Annotated in this window: 14 protein-coding genes; 12 read left to right on the top strand and 2 right to left on the bottom strand. The window is 47.0% G+C overall.

Translation table 11 applies throughout. The annotated features are described in order from the left end of the window. Nucleotides 1-116 precede the first annotated feature (116 nt). From Nant_RS00190 to Nant_RS00170, 5 genes are all read left to right on the top strand, one after another. Complete coding sequence (locus Nant_RS00190; protein WP_054339626.1) at nucleotides 117-2,495, top strand: heavy metal translocating P-type ATPase; 2,379 nt, start codon at nucleotides 117-119, stop codon at nucleotides 2,493-2,495. Beyond that, nucleotides 2,492-2,764: a DUF2933 domain-containing protein gene (locus tag Nant_RS00185; protein WP_054339625.1), complete on the top strand. Its 273-nt coding sequence runs from the start codon at nucleotides 2,492-2,494 to the stop codon at nucleotides 2,762-2,764. The genes Nant_RS00190 and Nant_RS00185 overlap by 4 nt, the downstream gene beginning before the upstream one ends. An 81-nt stretch (nucleotides 2,765-2,845) precedes the next feature. Continuing rightward, nucleotides 2,846-3,214 carry a hypothetical protein gene (locus Nant_RS00180; protein ID WP_054339624.1) on the top strand — a complete coding sequence of 123 codons (369 nt, stop codon included), beginning with the start codon at nucleotides 2,846-2,848 and terminating at the stop codon, nucleotides 3,212-3,214. Nucleotides 3,215-3,260: 46 nt separating this feature from the next. After that, the gene (locus tag Nant_RS00175; RefSeq protein WP_054339623.1) at nucleotides 3,261-3,956 is read left to right on the top strand and encodes a TVP38/TMEM64 family protein; all 696 of its coding nucleotides are present in this window, start codon (nucleotides 3,261-3,263) and stop codon (nucleotides 3,954-3,956) included. A gap of 179 nt (nucleotides 3,957-4,135) precedes the next feature. After that, nucleotides 4,136-4,549, top strand: a complete 414-nt coding sequence (locus Nant_RS00170; protein ID WP_054339622.1) for a c-type cytochrome — start codon at nucleotides 4,136-4,138, stop codon at nucleotides 4,547-4,549. A gap of 264 nt (nucleotides 4,550-4,813) precedes the next feature. Here the strand turns inward: Nant_RS00170 and Nant_RS00165 are convergent, their stop codons facing one another. After that, nucleotides 4,814-5,383 carry a hypothetical protein gene (locus Nant_RS00165; protein WP_054339621.1) on the bottom strand — a complete coding sequence of 190 codons (570 nt, stop codon included), beginning with the start codon at nucleotides 5,381-5,383 and terminating at the stop codon, nucleotides 4,814-4,816. 9 nt (nucleotides 5,384-5,392) lie between these two features. Then, entirely contained in the window at nucleotides 5,393-6,055 is a 663-nt protein-coding gene (locus tag Nant_RS00160; RefSeq protein ID WP_238377030.1) for a HupE/UreJ family protein, read from the bottom strand. A gap of 862 nt (nucleotides 6,056-6,917) precedes the next feature. On the opposite strand from Nant_RS00160, the gene Nant_RS00155 reads away from it, so the two are divergent. From Nant_RS00155 to Nant_RS00125, 7 genes are all read left to right on the top strand, one after another. Beyond that, a complete protein-coding gene (locus tag Nant_RS00155) occupies nucleotides 6,918-8,423 on the top strand; it encodes a TolC family protein (protein ID WP_054339619.1) in 1,506 nt (501 codons plus the stop codon). Next, the gene (locus Nant_RS00150) at nucleotides 8,420-9,808 is read left to right on the top strand and encodes an efflux RND transporter periplasmic adaptor subunit (RefSeq protein WP_054339618.1); all 1,389 of its coding nucleotides are present in this window, start codon (nucleotides 8,420-8,422) and stop codon (nucleotides 9,806-9,808) included. Before Nant_RS00155 ends, Nant_RS00150 begins: the two co-directional genes overlap by 4 nt. After that, nucleotides 9,805-12,942 carry an efflux RND transporter permease subunit gene (locus Nant_RS00145; protein WP_054339617.1) on the top strand — a complete coding sequence of 1,046 codons (3,138 nt, stop codon included), beginning with the start codon at nucleotides 9,805-9,807 and terminating at the stop codon, nucleotides 12,940-12,942. The genes Nant_RS00150 and Nant_RS00145 overlap by 4 nt, the downstream gene beginning before the upstream one ends. Before the next feature lie 91 nt (nucleotides 12,943-13,033). Beyond that, nucleotides 13,034-13,531, top strand: a complete 498-nt coding sequence (locus Nant_RS00140) for a c-type cytochrome (protein WP_054339616.1) — start codon at nucleotides 13,034-13,036, stop codon at nucleotides 13,529-13,531. Between the two features lie 135 nt (nucleotides 13,532-13,666). After that, nucleotides 13,667-14,176, top strand: coding sequence for a hypothetical protein (locus Nant_RS00135; RefSeq protein WP_054339615.1), 510 nt, complete (start codon nucleotides 13,667-13,669; stop codon nucleotides 14,174-14,176). A gap of 298 nt (nucleotides 14,177-14,474) precedes the next feature. Continuing rightward, nucleotides 14,475-14,780 carry a hypothetical protein gene (locus Nant_RS00130; RefSeq protein WP_202904914.1) on the top strand — a complete coding sequence of 102 codons (306 nt, stop codon included), beginning with the start codon at nucleotides 14,475-14,477 and terminating at the stop codon, nucleotides 14,778-14,780. Nucleotides 14,781-14,854: 74 nt separating this feature from the next. Further along, nucleotides 14,855-15,251: cytochrome C oxidase Cbb3 (locus Nant_RS00125; RefSeq protein ID WP_082399996.1), on the top strand; the 397-nt coding region annotated here is incomplete at its 3' end.

Here is a 15,251-nt window from a genome sequence, read left to right as displayed (position 1 = left end):
TTCTCAAGCGTCTGCCTGAGTTGTCTGCCGCTCAATATCAGATCCTTACCGCTAATGCAGCGGGTGAGGGCATGATAGCGAACAGCACTGATCGCGTGACTACAGAGGATTAACGTATGGCACACTCTCATCAGCATAGCTCCGATACAGAACCAAAATCGTGCTGTAGCGGAGATAAGCATGAAACCGCCTCTAATCAGGTAATTATAGATCCCGTGTGTGGAATGACAGTCGATTCATCAGCGGAATTTAAAGCTGACTATCAAGATCACACCTATCATTTCTGTAGTCTCCACTGTAAAGAAAAGTTTATTCAGACTCCCGGGCATTACTGTGAGCCGTCAGTAAAACAAGATGCTTTTTTAGCAGAAGAAAACAGCACAGGTGAATACAGTTGTCCCATGCATCCGGAAATCCTGCAAATAGGGCCCGGTACTTGTCCCAAATGTGGTATGGCACTTGAGCCTGTTATGCCGAGCGCTGAGCATGAAGAAAATCCTGAGCTGTCTGATTTCAGGAAGCGCTTTTGGTATACCTTACCCATGACCCTGGTGGTTACGATTATTGCCATGTCGGGCGGTGCATTTGATGACTTGCTCGGTAGTTCTCGTCCTTGGTTAGAGTGGTTGCTTGCGACCCCCGTAGTCCTGTGGTCAGGAGGCCCGTTTTTTGTTCGCTGGATGCAGTCTGTTCTTCAGCGATCACCCAACATGTGGACCCTGATAGGGACAGGTACCGGCGCCGCTTATGGATATAGTGTGGTTGCTGTATTGATGCCGGACATATTCCCGGAGTCGTTTCGTCAGGACGCACATGTCGCGGTATATTTCGAGGCGGCAGCGGTGATTATATCGCTAACCTTGTTTGGCCAGATTCTGGAATTGAAAGCGCGCTCTGAAACCGGGGCCGCTATCCGTGCATTACTTGGGTTAGCGCCGAAGACTGCGCGTCGAATCAATGATGATGGTACGGAAGAAGATATCCCTTTGACGCATGTTCATGCTGGCGACCGGTTGCGAATTCGACCTGGCGAGAAGGTGCCTGTAGACGGTGTAGTGTTAGAAGGTAAAAGTTCTATTGATGAGTCTATGCTGACGGGCGAACCGATGCCTGTCAGCAAGAAAGCCGGAGACGCCGTCATTGGCGCTTCGCTTAATACCAGTGGCGCTCTTATCATGCGAGCGGAAAAAGTAGGCTCGTCCACTGTTTTGTCACAGATTATTCAGATGGTCACTAATGCTCAACGCTCGCGGGCACCGATGCAACGCATGGCCGATGTCGTCGCAGGTTATTTTGTATTGATAGTACTCAGTATATCTATACTGACCTTCGTGCTTTGGGGGCTGTTTGGTCCTGAGCCCAGCTGGGCATTCGGCTTAATTAATGCAGTAGCGGTATTGATCATTGCCTGCCCCTGCGCATTGGGACTGGCAACGCCGATGTCAGTGATGGTAGCCACAGGAAATGCAGCGACGCGGGGTGTGTTGTTTAAGGATGCGGCGGCCATAGAGCATTTGTGCGAAGTTGATATCCTGGTTGTTGATAAAACCGGAACCTTGACAGAAGGCCGACCTGCATTTCATTCGGTGATCCCCGTCGCCAAATGGAGTAAACAGGATGTACTGCGTATTGCTGCCAGCTTAGATCAAGGCAGTGAACATCCGCTAGCTAAGGCCATTGTTGCCGAGGCGCAGCAGCAGGCGATACCCCTGAATCCTGTGGAAGGATTTGAGTCTGCCTCCGGCATTGGCGTACATGGGCAGATAGAGGGGCTGAATGTCGTTTTGGGCAATACAGCGCTGATGGATGAAGAAGGTGTACCTTGGCAGTCCTTAGCCAGTGAGGCCGAAGAACTGCGTAGCAAGGGTGCGAGTGTTATGTATCTTGCTGTTGCCGGTGAGCTTGCCGGACTTTTGGCTGTAGCGGATCCTATTAAGCCTTCAACGCCTGAAGCTATCAGGATTCTGAAAAACAGTGGTTTACGTCTCGTAATGGCTACTGGCGACGGCCTGACCACCGCGAAAGCAGTAGGTCAGGAGCTGGGGATTGATGAGGTGTACGGCGAAGTGCGGCCGCAGGATAAAGATGATTTGGTGGCGCGTCTGCAAGCTGAAGGTCATAAGGTCGCTATGGCCGGGGATGGGATTAACGATGCGCCTGCGTTAGCGCGTGCGGATGTTGGCATCGCTATGGGTACCGGTACTGATGTTGCGATGAGTACTGCTCAATTGACGTTAGTCAAAGGGGATTTGCGGAGTATTGCTGTTGCGCGAAGTATCTCTGTCGATACCGTACGTAACATGCGCCAAAATCTGATGTTTGCGTTCTTCTATAACAGTATGGGAGTGCCTTTAGCGGCAGGAATTCTCTACCCACTCACCGGCTGGTTGCTATCACCTATGATCGCGGCGTTGGCCATGAGTTTAAGTTCGGTGTCGGTGGTCGGTAATGCGCTTCGATTACGTAAAAGAAAAACTGATGGAGGTGCGTCGTGAAAAGACAAGCACCGTCTTTTTGGTTCACTTCTAAGGGAGTTGCTGCACTCAGTCTGATAGGCGCTGCTAGCTACTTCTTATTAACAGAGCATCGCGCGCACGCTCTGTCATTTTTGCCTTATTTGATTCTATTGGCCTGTCCCCTGATGCATATGTTCATGCATGGTAAGCATGGACATCACAGTTCCAAAGCATCTGATCATTCGAGTGGTGATAATGAAGGGCAAGGTAAATTATCTGATAAAGGAGATGACAGTGGCCGGCGATAGCTACCGAGAGTACATCAATACTACGCCAGCCCGGTTCCCGACAATCAGATTTTATACTATGGAAATATATAGGAGGAGAACATGTCTAATCAAGATCACAGACTTGGGGTTTCTGAAGTAAACCTGGTGATCCGCCACTTGAAAATCGAATCGAGTGATGCAAAGAAAATAGAGGCTGCAATCAGTGAGATTGATAGCTTATATGGGCTTGATGGCATTTCGTTCGATGAAAAGTCGCATGTGTTGAATTTGGCCTATGATGCTTCCCGGTTGTGCCTTGAGGGTATAGAGGATGTGTTAGCGAAGCATTATATGCAGGTCAGCCACGATTGGTGGACACGCATCAAAGAAGAGTATTACAAATTTGTTGACCAAAATGTTAAAGATAACGCTTCTCATGAGCCATGGAGTTGCCATAGCGCCCCTCCGAAAACAAACAAGAAACGTTAGTTATGCGGCGCCACATAGCGACTTAGAAAAGGTGTAGCAAGGAATAATGAAACTGAGCAAAATACTGATTCGTAATATTCTTCTTTTTTTTGCTTTAATTATTTTTTTTATATGGGGCTGGTTTGATCATTTCAGTGTGCTGCTCCCATTCGATTGGTCAGACCCTCAGAATGTAGTTGAATCTATCCGAGCATCCGGCGCGATAGGGCCGTTTGTTATTATTGCAAGTATGGCTTTAGCTATTGTTTTTAGTCCCTTGCCCAGCGCCCCTATAGCCATGGCCGCCGGGGCAACCTATGGACACTTTGAAGGAACACTCTATATTTTTATGGGTTCATTAATCGGGTCATCATTTGCTTTCGGTATTTCAAGAATAATGAGGTTCGAAACTGCTCGTGTCTGGCTTGAAGAACGCTTTCCTAAATGGGAATTGAGTGATCAACGGCGGTTGATGTGGCTGGTTATGGCCTCTCGGCTAATGCCATTTGTTTCATTTGATCTAATGAGTTATGCGGCAGGTGTGACCGTATTGAGTTATTGGCGTTTTTTGCTGGCAACAGCAATAGGTATTGTTCCGGCAAGCTTCCTGTTAGCCCATTTTGGTGATGCCGCTATGGAGCAGTCATTTACTATTAACGTGGTATTGGCGGTGGTCTTGGCTGCTATCGCGGGACTATGGGCGTTCAAGTCAGGAAACAATAAATGCTCAAAGTTTCTCCCTCAGGAAGATCCGGATAAGTGATGAGATGATCTTCACGAACGCTCCTACAGGTTTAACGAGTAATGACCCACTTGGTTGTGAGAAAACGAATATTACAAGCAACAACAGCATCATCAGGCTTCGACTCTGAGGATAGATTATGTCCATAGTATTGATAAAATGTGCCAATTAGTGAATTTCAAGTATAAGGAGTCATGACAATGATTAAGAATAACTGGGGAATCAGGATATTGGTTACGGGCTTTTTTTTAACCAGCCCTGTCGTATTGGCCGAGCACTTCAACGGTCATGTGGATGTCAAGGTAGGCGCTTTATCTGAGTCTGCTCAAAAGGGACAGCTGGCTTTTAATCGCACCTGTTCAGAATGCCACGGTGATAATGGTGAAGGTTCCCTTAAGGGACCACCCTTGATCCATGCTATTTACAATCCAGGGCATCATTCTAACCAGTCGTTTTATTCCGCTGTACGAAATGGTGTGCAACAACATCATTGGCCCTATGGAGATATGCCCGCTCAAAAGGGAATTAGTTTTTCTGAAATGTCTGTTATTTTAAAGTTTGTTCGTGAGGTGCAACAGCAAAACGGTATCGTTCGTCTGGATCATGAAATGTGATCTTGAGTTAAGAACATATATTAAAAGCAGATGGTTGAAGTTTTTGTGTCATTAAAAGATGAAAATGGAGTAGCTCATGGCACAACATCGCAATCATCCACACCGCAAAAAAAAGCCCTGAGAATCGTTTTAAAATGAAGAGAAATGAGGTCTGAGGGGATGCCAATAGATAAATTGACTATACCCGGAATTAAACCCTTTAAAAGGTGCTTTGGCTTGGGGTAATTCTGTTAATCATTGACGCCAGTTGTTACTTAATACCCATTATTTAATACCAATTATTTCATAATTTCCTTGGATTTTCAGAGAAACAGTGACCGGTACACTGCCTTTGTTTTCCCAGTACCAGCCATGTGAGCCCTCGAAGGGAGCCGTTAGAGAGCCTCTGACTTTATTGGAAGTACTCACTGTATAGCTTTGAAAATAACCTGTGGTATCTCCTTTGGGTTCTCCATGAAAATCAAAAAACAACTCACTGTTACCTGATTGCCAGGCGTAAAGAATGACATCGCCTTTTAGAGCACTGAACTTATATTCCAGCCCTTCTCCGGCAGGGACAGTGATTTCAGTGCTATGCATTTGAAATTTACCAGAGCTTCCTACTGCTGCCTGCTGTACCGGCTTGATTGGTGCTGCATTTGCCAGCTTTGTGAGTCCCAAGGCAGCTCCCACGCCTGTCGGGTCAATTCCATACTCAGCGGGCAAAATGGCTATCGTCAGAACAATAGCGCCAAATACAACGGCAAAAGCACTGGCTTTTATCAGTGTTCGCGTCGGCTGTACCGTATGTTCAAGTTCGTGCTGAGCACTACCGGTATGTTCTGGTTGTGTCATTTCATTTCCTTAAATAGCTGTAAAGTAACCCGTCAATTGAAAGCCGACCAGCATAACGCCAGCGCTCATTAAGAGGGCATTCGTAGCAGTAGAGAAACGTAAAAAGCTGGGATGTTTACGCCAAAAACTGAGCACTAATAACACCAGAATTAGCGCTGAAATTTGTCCTAATTCAACACCTACGTTAAAGGCGATTAAATTTTGAATTAAGCCCTCCTGAGGTATGTTAAACTCCTGAATTTTGGTGGCAAGACCAAATCCGTGGAACAAACCAAAGATCATCACCGCTGCTTTGGTATTGGGCTGAAACCCAAATATCCGCTTAAAGCCTCCTAAGTTGTCAAAGCCTTTATAGATAATGGAAAATCCAATAATCGCGTCGATCAAATAGGCATTGGCTGACACATCGTACAGCACGCCAAACATCAGTGTTGTGCTGTGTCCAATGGTGAAAAGGGTCACGTAGACCATGACGTCCTTTGATCTATAGAGAAAAAAGATAACACCCACCAGGAATAGCAAATGATCGTATCCGGTTATCATATGCTTAGCACCGATATACAGATAGGGAATGATCGAGACCCCTTGATTGGCTAGTAAAAATTGCTTGGTGCTGTCATCGACACCATGAGCAAAGAGCGTTGCCGAGAAGCCACATGCACAAAGCAGCAAGATAACCCTAGTGAATATTATTGGAGTGAAAAACATAACAATGACAGCCCTATAATATAGCCCGAATTACTTAGATACTAAATATCGTTAAACTTACCATTAAAGTTAGTCCCTGAATAAGTCTCTTATGAAGTCCGAAGGATATGGAGTGTTTTATTTTCTTCTTGGTGGGTTAGCCAGGTGATGTAGTATCTGAACGATTTCTTATTTACATGTTTATTCATTGTGTTTGTCCAGCGAGTATCGAGTGAGAGTTGAATGCGCGATTAAGCAAGAAACTACTTGATATAGAGGGTTGTTTCTATATTATTCTACGAGTGGACGAATTAGATGGTTTATTTGAAAAATGGCAAAGAAAGTAATATTAGTGTTGTGTATGCTGGTGGTGACAATCACACAGTTGTACAGCAGTGCTTTTGCTATTCAAATAGAAACTAAATCTCCATTACCTACCCAAACAAGTTCTTCTCATGTAATACACTCCTTTGGTAATCTAGAAGAAGAAAGAGCTGTTTCTGATATCCACCATGTGCAATTAGTAGTTGAGAACCATACGAGCTGTTCGACAATGCATAGTAGCGGCGTCCATACTTGTGTTGAAATGACTGATTGTACTCAAATACAATGCGTGGGCCCCGTTGACTGCGGTCCATTACATTACTTATTCAATGTGAATTCATCAAGTACCGCCCAGATTGTTGTAAATGACCTGTTGTTGACCCCGAGCAGCGGCTCGCTATATCGCCCTCCTATAGCCCACTAATTTATCAGCCCTTTTTCGGGCTTGAGTTTTGGTGGGAGTCTTGTATGTAAAAAACTCCTGCAGATTTCAGATATGTCCTGAGTGTATCAAGGACAGTTGATGGGTGTTTTTATGTTAGTTATACGCCAGATTTGGTGGCTATTTATTGGCCCGCTAAGAACTATTATACGTCCGAATGTTGAGCGTGTTAGCACGCTTGAATCTAATTTCACACCCGTTAGCCTTATTCTGGTTCGCGTTTTTTGTTTACCGACTCTAGCTCTGGTGTTGTTTTTTACCCATACAAATTCAGCTGTTGCTGATGCTTATGCTGATAAGTCTCTTACGTTGAGTAAAGCTATCCAGCAGGCAATCGATAATGATGACTGGTTAGTGGGCAGCCAATACGCACAACAGGCGACATTAGCAATGGCTGAGTCGGCATATGAGCTGGCGGACCCTAAGTTCTCACTGGCACTTGCAAACCTACCCACCGATACACTGGATTTTAATCAGGAAGCGATGACGCAGTTGGTCGCAGGTGTTTCTCAGGTCTATCCTCGTGGTGATAGCCGGCGGCTTAAACGCCAGCAGCTACAGCAGCAAAGTGATAGACAGCCTTTGTTACGTTACGAGCGTGAGGCAAAGGTGGCGCTGACGATCACCCAGATCTGGCTGGATGCTTTCCAGGCAAGACAGAGTGCACTGCTTATTGAGCAGAATCGGGCGCTATTCGATCAGTTGGTGGATATATCCTTGGCCAGTTATTCTTCTGCGTGGGGAAATACCCGTCAGCAGGATCTGCTACAAGCACAACTGGAACAAACTCGCATTGAAGATCGGCTGACTCGCTTAGCGCAGATGCAGGAGATGGCCGAACAGAAGTTGCTTGAGTGGCTAATGCCATCGGGTACCAATTTTTCAGCAGAGGCTAACCAATCGTCTGGATATGCTTCAGAGCAGCCGCAACTGAAGTCGAAATATGATGAATATTGGCAAGGAAAGCCTCCAAGTAATAGCGAACTTGCCAACTATCTTGTGCGACACCCATCGATACAAAAATTTGAGCAGAGTATCGCAGTGGCGGGTACCGAAGTGCAGTTGGCTGAGCAGAAATACAGGCCGGAATGGAGCGTGCGAGCCAGTTATGGCTATCGTGGTGCGGATATGAGTGGTCGGGATCGGGCTGATTTGTTGAGTGCCGGGGTAACGGTAAGTATGCCGCTGTTCTCTTCAATTAAACAAGATAAAGAGGTCGAAGCGGCTGTTGCCAGCCAGGAGAAGGCCCGTACTGATCGCAGTCTGATGATCAAGCAGATGATGGCAGCTTTCTATTCTACCCGTAGTCAGCTGGAACGCTTGGACCAGCGCCAACTGCTATTTAAAAATAAGTTACTGCCTCAGGTCCAACAACAGACAGAGGCGACATTAAATGCCTATGAATCTGATAACGGCAGTTTTACTGAGGTAGTACGCTCGCGTATCGGTGAACTCAACGCCCAGATCGAGTATTTGGAAATTAATGTTGCACGACAAAAACAGATTGCTCAACTCAACTACTTTCTTACTTCAGCAGAATCAGGCGCTACTACTACCTCTCTCAGCACTTCAGGAGTAAAGCAATGAGCACTACCGTTAAGAACATTGGATTAGTTGTGCTGGGTGCCGCTATCGGAGCGGCTGGTTTGGGAGCAGTAATAACGGGTGCTGGTTATCTGGATATTCCAGTTACACAGAACAGTTCTGATTCTATGTCAGAACAGACCTCCACCGCCAGTAATGAACCGTTGTACTGGGTTGCTCCGATGGATCCGAATTATCAGCGCGATAAGCCGGGTAAGTCACCTATGGGGATGGATCTTGTACCCGTCTATGAGGAGGCTGGTTCCGATTCTGATGCAGGCCCGGGTACGATAAAAGTTTCACCTGAGGTGGTGAATAATCTGGGTGTTAGAACAGCGCCGGCTGCGATGACTAATATGCACTTCGAGGTCCGTACCGTGGGTTATGTGGGTTATAACCAGGATGAAATTGTGCATGTTCATCCGCGGGTTGAAGGCTGGGTTGAAAAAATATATATCAAAGCTGAGGGGGAGCCGGTTGAACAAGGGGACCCTCTTTATGAGCTCTACTCCCCGGCATTAGTAAACGCTCAGGAGGAATACCTGTTTGCGTTGTCTCGGGGTAATCGGGATCTTGTTCGGGGTGCTGAAACCCGGTTGCTCGCCTTGCAGGTGCCGCAGCTGACGCTGGATGAACTTAGGAAGACCCGTAAAGTGAGGCAGGCTGTGATTTTCTACGCGCCGCAAAGTGGCGTGGTAGATAACTTCAATATTCGTGAGGGGGTATTTGTTAAACCGGGTATGACTTTAATGTCGATCGGTGCTTTGGGCGAGGTCTGGGTTGAAGCAGAAGTGTTTGAGCACCAGGCAAGCATGATTAGTGCCGGGTTACCGGTCTCTATCCAATTAGATTTTCTGCCAGGTGAGAGTCGCGAAGGTATTGTCGATTATGTCTATCCGGTGCTGGATCCGATCACCAGGACATTGAAGGTAAGAATGCGCTTTGATAACAAAGACCGGCAGTTGAAACCGAACATGTTTGCTGAAGTAGTGATTCATAAACATGAAACTGAAGCCTCACTTACTGTGCCAAAAGAGGCCGTGATTCGTGGTGCTGGATCCAACCGGGTGGTGTTGGCGCTGGGTGAGGGTCGGTTTAAATCCATCTTCGTTAAGACCGGACTTAGTGATGGCAAGCTGGTTGAGGTTCTGCAGGGACTTATTGCTGGTGAAGAAGTGGTTACTTCAGCCCAGTTTTTACTGGATTCAGAATCGAGTAAGACGTCAGACTTTAAACGTATGAATGTTGAGCAGCCAATGAGCGCTGACGATATGAGTATGGATGATCTTGATATGGATAGCTTAGACATGGAAAGCATGGATATGGATAGCATGAGTCTGGACGGTGCCGATAGCGAAATGAGTCACGGCGAGAAGGTGGCTTTATGATTGAGTCGATTATTAGATGGTCGGTGGGCAATCGATTCTTCGTCTTGCTGGCCACTGCGATTCTGGTGGGGGGCGGTCTTTTCTCCCTGAAGAATACGCCGGTGGATGCGATTCCGGATCTGTCCGATGTGCAGGTAATCATTAAAACCAGTTATCCGGGGCAGGCACCTCAGGTGGTAGAAGATCAGGTCACTTATCCGTTGACCACGGCGATGCTGTCGGTGCCGGGTGCTGAAACGGTGCGGGGCTACTCGTTCTTTGGTGATTCCTATGTCTATGTGATCTTCAATGAAGATACCGATATGTACTGGGCCCGAAGCAGGGTGCTTGAATACCTGAGTCAGGTTGCACCTTCTTTGCCGGCTAGTGCCCGGCCTCAGTTGGGGCCGGATGCTACCGGTGTCGGCTGGGTCTACCTCTATGCGTTGCAGGATAAAACCGGGAAACATGATATCAGCCAGCTACGCAGCCTGCAGGATTGGTTTCTCAAATACGAATTACAGACCGTGCCCGGTGTGTCTGAAGTGGCACCCATCGGCGGCATGGTTAAACAGTATCAGGTTCGGGTGAATCCGGAAAAGCTACGGGCATTCAATATACCGCTTTCGCATATTCAAAATGCTATTCGTCGAGGCAACCAGGAAGTTGGAGCCTCTGTTGTAGAAATGGCAGAAGCGGAATATATGGTTCGCGCTACCGGCTATATTCAGGGTGAAGAGGACCTAAAGAATATTCCACTGGGTATAAACAAGAATGGGACTCCTGTGCTGTTGCAACATGTTGCTGAAATCGGAACCGGGCCACAAATGCGTCGTGGCGTTGCAGAGCTCAACGGCGAAGGCGAAGTGGTTGGCGGCGTGGTGGTCATGCGTTTCGGAGAGAATGCTCAGAAAACTATCGATGGGGTAAAAGCAAAGCTTGAAACCTTGAAGCAGGGTCTACCGGAAGGTGTTGAAGTGGTGACGGTGTATGACCGCTCCGGTCTGATTGACAGTGCAATAGAGAACCTTTGGCACAAACTTCTGGAAGAGTTCATCGTCGTAGCGCTGGTCTGTATCGTGTTTTTATTCCACGTACGCTCATCTCTTGTTGCCATTGTTAGTTTGCCAGTCGGTATTCTGACCGCATTTATGATAATGAATATGCAAGGAATTAACGCCAATATCATGTCGTTGGGCGGCATCGCCATTGCGATCGGGGCTATGATCGATGGCGCGATCGTCATGATTGAGAATATGCATAAGCATATGGAGCGTACGCCGCTAACGAAAGATAATCGTTGGCAAATCGTAGCTGAATCGGCCTGTGAGGTGGGGCCTGCACTGTTTTTCAGTTTGCTGATAATTACTGTTAGCTTTGTGCCGGTATTTACCCTTGAGGCGCAGGAAGGTCGTATGTTTGCGCCATTGGCGTTCACTAAAACCTATGCGATGGCGGCTTCAGCGGCCCTGGCCATCACGCTAGTGCCGGTGTTAATGGGTTACTTTATCCGTGGCAAGGTATTGCCTGAGCACAAAAACCCAGTAAACCGCATATTGACTGCTGTTTATATGCCGACGTTGCGTAAAGTGCTGGCCTTTCCAAAAGTGACGTTGGGCTTTGCCTTGTTGATCTTACTGGTGGGCTTCTGGCCATTAGATAAGCTGGGTAGTGAATTTATGCCGCCATTAGATGAAGGTGATCTGATGTATATGCCGACCACCTATCCCGGTATCTCAATTGGTCAGGCTCGGCAGTTGTTACAGCAAACCGACAAACTGATCAAAACAGTGCCTGAAGTTGAAACGGTATTTGGCAAAGTGGGGCGGGCGGACAGTGCTACTGATCCAGCGCCGTTGACTATGATCGAGACCTTTATACAGCTGAAACCGAAGGATCAGTGGCGTGCCGGACTGACTACCGATGATCTGAGAAAAGAGCTGGATAATCTGGTTAAAATTCCCGGGGTTACCAATGCCTGGGTGATGCCGATCAAGACCCGTATCGATATGTTGGCCACCGGTATCAAAACTCCCGTCGGAATTAAGATCGCAGGCCCTGAGTTAGCGCAAATTCAGCAGATCGGTCAGCAGCTGGAAACTATTTTGAAGGATGTGCCCGGTACCGCGTCGGTGTATTCCGAACGGGTTGCCGGTGGACGCTATATCAAAGTTGATATTCAACGTCAGAGCGCCGCTCGATATGGCTTGAATATCGCCGATATCCAGCAGGTGGTTGCGACGGCCATTGGTGGAATGAACGTGTCGCAAACTATTGAAGGGTTGGAACGCTATCCTATCAATGTGCGCTACCCACAAGATTATCGCGATTCTCCAGAGCAATTAGCATTGCTGCCGATCGTAACCCCGATGGGTCAGAGGATACCTTTGGGTCAAGTGGCTGACGTCTATGTCGAAGATGGGCCGCCGGGTATTAAGAGCGAAAACGCTCGTCTTAACGGCTGGACCTTTATCGATATAGAGGGAATGGATATCGGTAGTTATGTGGAGAATGCTCAGCAGGTTGTGGCCGACCAGCTGCAACTGCCGCCAGGTTATTCTGTGAGCTGGGCTGGTCAATATGAGTATATGCAGCGGGCGAAGGAGAAGCTGACTTATGTGGTTCCGCTGACCCTGGCTATTATCGTAATTCTGCTATTCCTCAATTTCCGAAACTTTGTTGAGGTCAGCATTATTATGGGAACGCTGCCATTGGCGATGGTCGGTAGTGTCTGGCTCATGTATCTACAGGGCTTTAACTTTTCAGTAGCGGTCGGCGTTGGTTTTATCGCCCTGGCAGGTGTCGCGGTGGAGATTGGTGTGATCATGCTGGTCTATCTGAACCAGGCATATCAGCAAATGCTGGATCGTTGTAAAACACAGAATCTGCTCCCCAGAGAAGAAACTTTGCGCCATGCTGTGTTGCACGGTGCAGGTATGAGGGTCAGGCCGGTAATGATGACCGCTGCGGCAATTATCGTTGGTTTACTTCCTATTTTATACGGAACCGGTACTGGCTCTGAAGTGATGAGCCGGATTGCAGCGCCGATGGTGGGGGGAATGGTCAGTGCCGTGATTCTTACGTTGTTGGTGTTGCCTGCCGTGTATTTTCTATGGCGTAAGCGATGTATAGCCCGTTTGGCAATTGAACAGTAATTCAGAGTTGAGAGTTGAGAGCTGAGAGCTGAGAGCTGGGCAATAAGGGTATCAGCCCAGACAAAGTATTGTTTTGTATAGGAGAAGAGTTATGGACAGCGTTCAAGCAGTGACTAAATTAGCAATTAAGTTAGCCGTTGGCGGAGTTGTATTGTTGCTGGCAGGGTGTGGTATGGGGATGGATGATGGCAGTAAGTACGGATCTCGCACATTTAACAGTAACGGCGAGCAGATTTACTATACCGGCAGAAGCCAGTCTGGTGCAGCGATCTCTTATCAGGGCGGTACGATGCATACTCAGATGCACAGCACCTCCTGCGCTAGCTGTCATGGTGATGATCGACAGGGGCAACGACTATACCCGCAGTTCTGGGTGGTTGCCCCACCTCTAACCCGACATACGCTCATCGAAGGGGGCGACGATGGTCATGGTGACCATCAGCGTTATGACAAAAGAAGTCTGAAGGCAGCTATCCGTCAAGGACTTGAACCGGGCGGAGAAATATTGAATACAGCGATGCCCCGGTGGCAGATAAGTGATGAGGATATGGATGATCTGATTAGTTTCTTAATATCTGACAGTCACTGATTTTATAGATTCTGACGGGGCGGCTGTAGCTGTAGTTGTCATATAAGCAAGTACGTCATCGTCAGACATTAACGTCGCCAAAGTATTTAAAAAATCATAAAACACTTTAATCAAAATAGTAGTGGAGAAATAAAAATGAAATTTAATAAGGTTCTGATTGTCGGTGGTTTGAGTGCAGTAATGCTTAGCACTTTTTTTAGTACTGTTGCTAGCGCAGGAAATACTGGTCAAAGCCATAGCCATGATAATGAGTCCATGCCAGCGCAGTCGATGTCACAAGAGACTATGCCCCATGACTCTATGGACAGTAATATGGTTCAGAGCAAGATGTTTTTGGAAAAGAAGGATATTGATGGTTACACGGTAAGCTTCCATGTGATGAAAGCGGATGAAGGGATGGGCCATGGTGGATCACACAATATGATGATTAAGGTAGAGCAGCAGGGAGCTATGGTAAAAAATCTAAAGATCAACTCGAAAGTTGTCTACCCGGATGGTTCTGATGAAAGTAAACCGCTGATGGTTATGGGCGACTGGCAGATGGCAGGTTATGACCTTAAGGAAAGCGGCAAGCATCAACTCATGGTGTTGTTTAAAACAGCCGATGGTAAAAAGCACTTTGGCGGGTTGTATTACGGCGAATAATTGTTAAATCTTAAAGGCTGGCTTTGTCAGGCGTAACCAACTTGCCACTGACAATGCCAGAACTGTGGATGAAAGTAAGCAGTTCTGTCTAAACCTGCATTAATTGATAGCGGCGGAATAAAAAGCAGCCAGGAGAACTTTTGAAAGTTACTACACGGAAGCTGATATCGACAGGGCCGCTGATGAATCCGTTCATGGTGCCTGTTATATGATAGACGTAAAGTTCTGATTTTAAATTTTTGGTGCTAACGGCGCTTAAACACAAAAAATCACATATGTTAAAAATAATCAGGAGTTAATGATGATAAATAAATACCTTGGTGTATTGGTTGCTGTTCCTGCACTTATGCTGGCATTGTCTGTACAGGCGCATAGTGAAAAAGAACATATGAAAACAGCAGAGAGCCCGGACTGTGCGGTGATGAATACGATGGATCACAGTAAAATGGATATGAATGATCCTGTTGTGATGGCGATGATGCAGCAGTGCATGAATACCATGCACAATGAATCGACAGATGCAGACAGTTCAGCTCATGGGCATGGCGAACAGATGAGTGGTGCTAATAAAGTGGGTGATCATATGCAAGCTCCCTCTCAGTAAAAAACATAAAAAGCGACATGAATGAACCCTTGCCGAATCAGTGGCAAGGGCGGTTTGTCAGCGGAGAGTATTGGATGACAGTTTTAAAAAAAGGTGCTTGTTTTAAGCGACTGATAGCCATGGCTGGGGTTGCTGTGCTGGGAGGTGTGGCGTTTATCTACTCAGGCTTATATCCGATGGGAGCAGATGATCCTCATTACGATATTACCACCTGGGCATTAGAGACCTTACGTGAGAACTCGATCGTGCGTGCCTCGCAGGACATTGAAGTACCGTCGGATCTCGCTACGGTTGATCGTTTGCTCAAAGGGGGTGCCGATTACAATGGCATGTGTGCAGGCTGCCATCTTAAACCCGGTAAAAGCGAAAGTGATTTTACATTGGGCTTGTATCCAACTCCGCCTGATTTAGCCGCTATTTCCCGCGCTGATGGCGATGCAGATTCAAAAGCAGAAGATCAGCGGAATTTTT

Origin of the sequence: Neptunomonas antarctica, assembly GCF_001305295.1 — a bacterium.
In the GTDB taxonomy this organism is placed as follows: domain Bacteria; phylum Pseudomonadota; class Gammaproteobacteria; order Pseudomonadales; family Balneatricaceae; genus Neptunomonas; species Neptunomonas antarctica.
The sequence above is the reverse complement of the archived record's forward strand: the minus strand, read 5'-3'. Positions and strand labels throughout refer to the sequence as shown.

Bases quoted from the DNA above. Each gene is read 5' to 3' on its own strand.
- Nant_RS00190 (WP_054339626.1), top strand. From the start codon at position 117: ATGGCACACTCTCATCAGCATAGCTCCGATACAGAACCAAAATCGTGC.
- Nant_RS00180 (WP_054339624.1), top strand. From the start codon at position 2,846: ATGTCTAATCAAGATCACAGACTTGGGGTTTCTGAAGTAAACCTGGTG.
- Nant_RS00175 (WP_054339623.1), top strand. From the start codon at position 3,261: ATGAAACTGAGCAAAATACTGATTCGTAATATTCTTCTTTTTTTTGCT.
- Nant_RS00170 (WP_054339622.1), top strand. From the start codon at position 4,136: ATGATTAAGAATAACTGGGGAATCAGGATATTGGTTACGGGCTTTTTT.
- Nant_RS00165 (WP_054339621.1), bottom strand. From the start codon at position 5,383: ATGACACAACCAGAACATACCGGTAGTGCTCAGCACGAACTTGAACAT.
- Nant_RS00155 (WP_054339619.1), top strand. From the start codon at position 6,918: ATGGGTGTTTTTATGTTAGTTATACGCCAGATTTGGTGGCTATTTATT.
- Nant_RS00150 (WP_054339618.1), top strand. From the start codon at position 8,420: ATGAGCACTACCGTTAAGAACATTGGATTAGTTGTGCTGGGTGCCGCT.
- Nant_RS00145 (WP_054339617.1), top strand. From the start codon at position 9,805: ATGATTGAGTCGATTATTAGATGGTCGGTGGGCAATCGATTCTTCGTC.
- Nant_RS00140 (WP_054339616.1), top strand. From the start codon at position 13,034: ATGGACAGCGTTCAAGCAGTGACTAAATTAGCAATTAAGTTAGCCGTT.
- Nant_RS00135 (WP_054339615.1), top strand. From the start codon at position 13,667: ATGAAATTTAATAAGGTTCTGATTGTCGGTGGTTTGAGTGCAGTAATG.
- Nant_RS00130 (WP_202904914.1), top strand. From the start codon at position 14,475: ATGATGATAAATAAATACCTTGGTGTATTGGTTGCTGTTCCTGCACTT.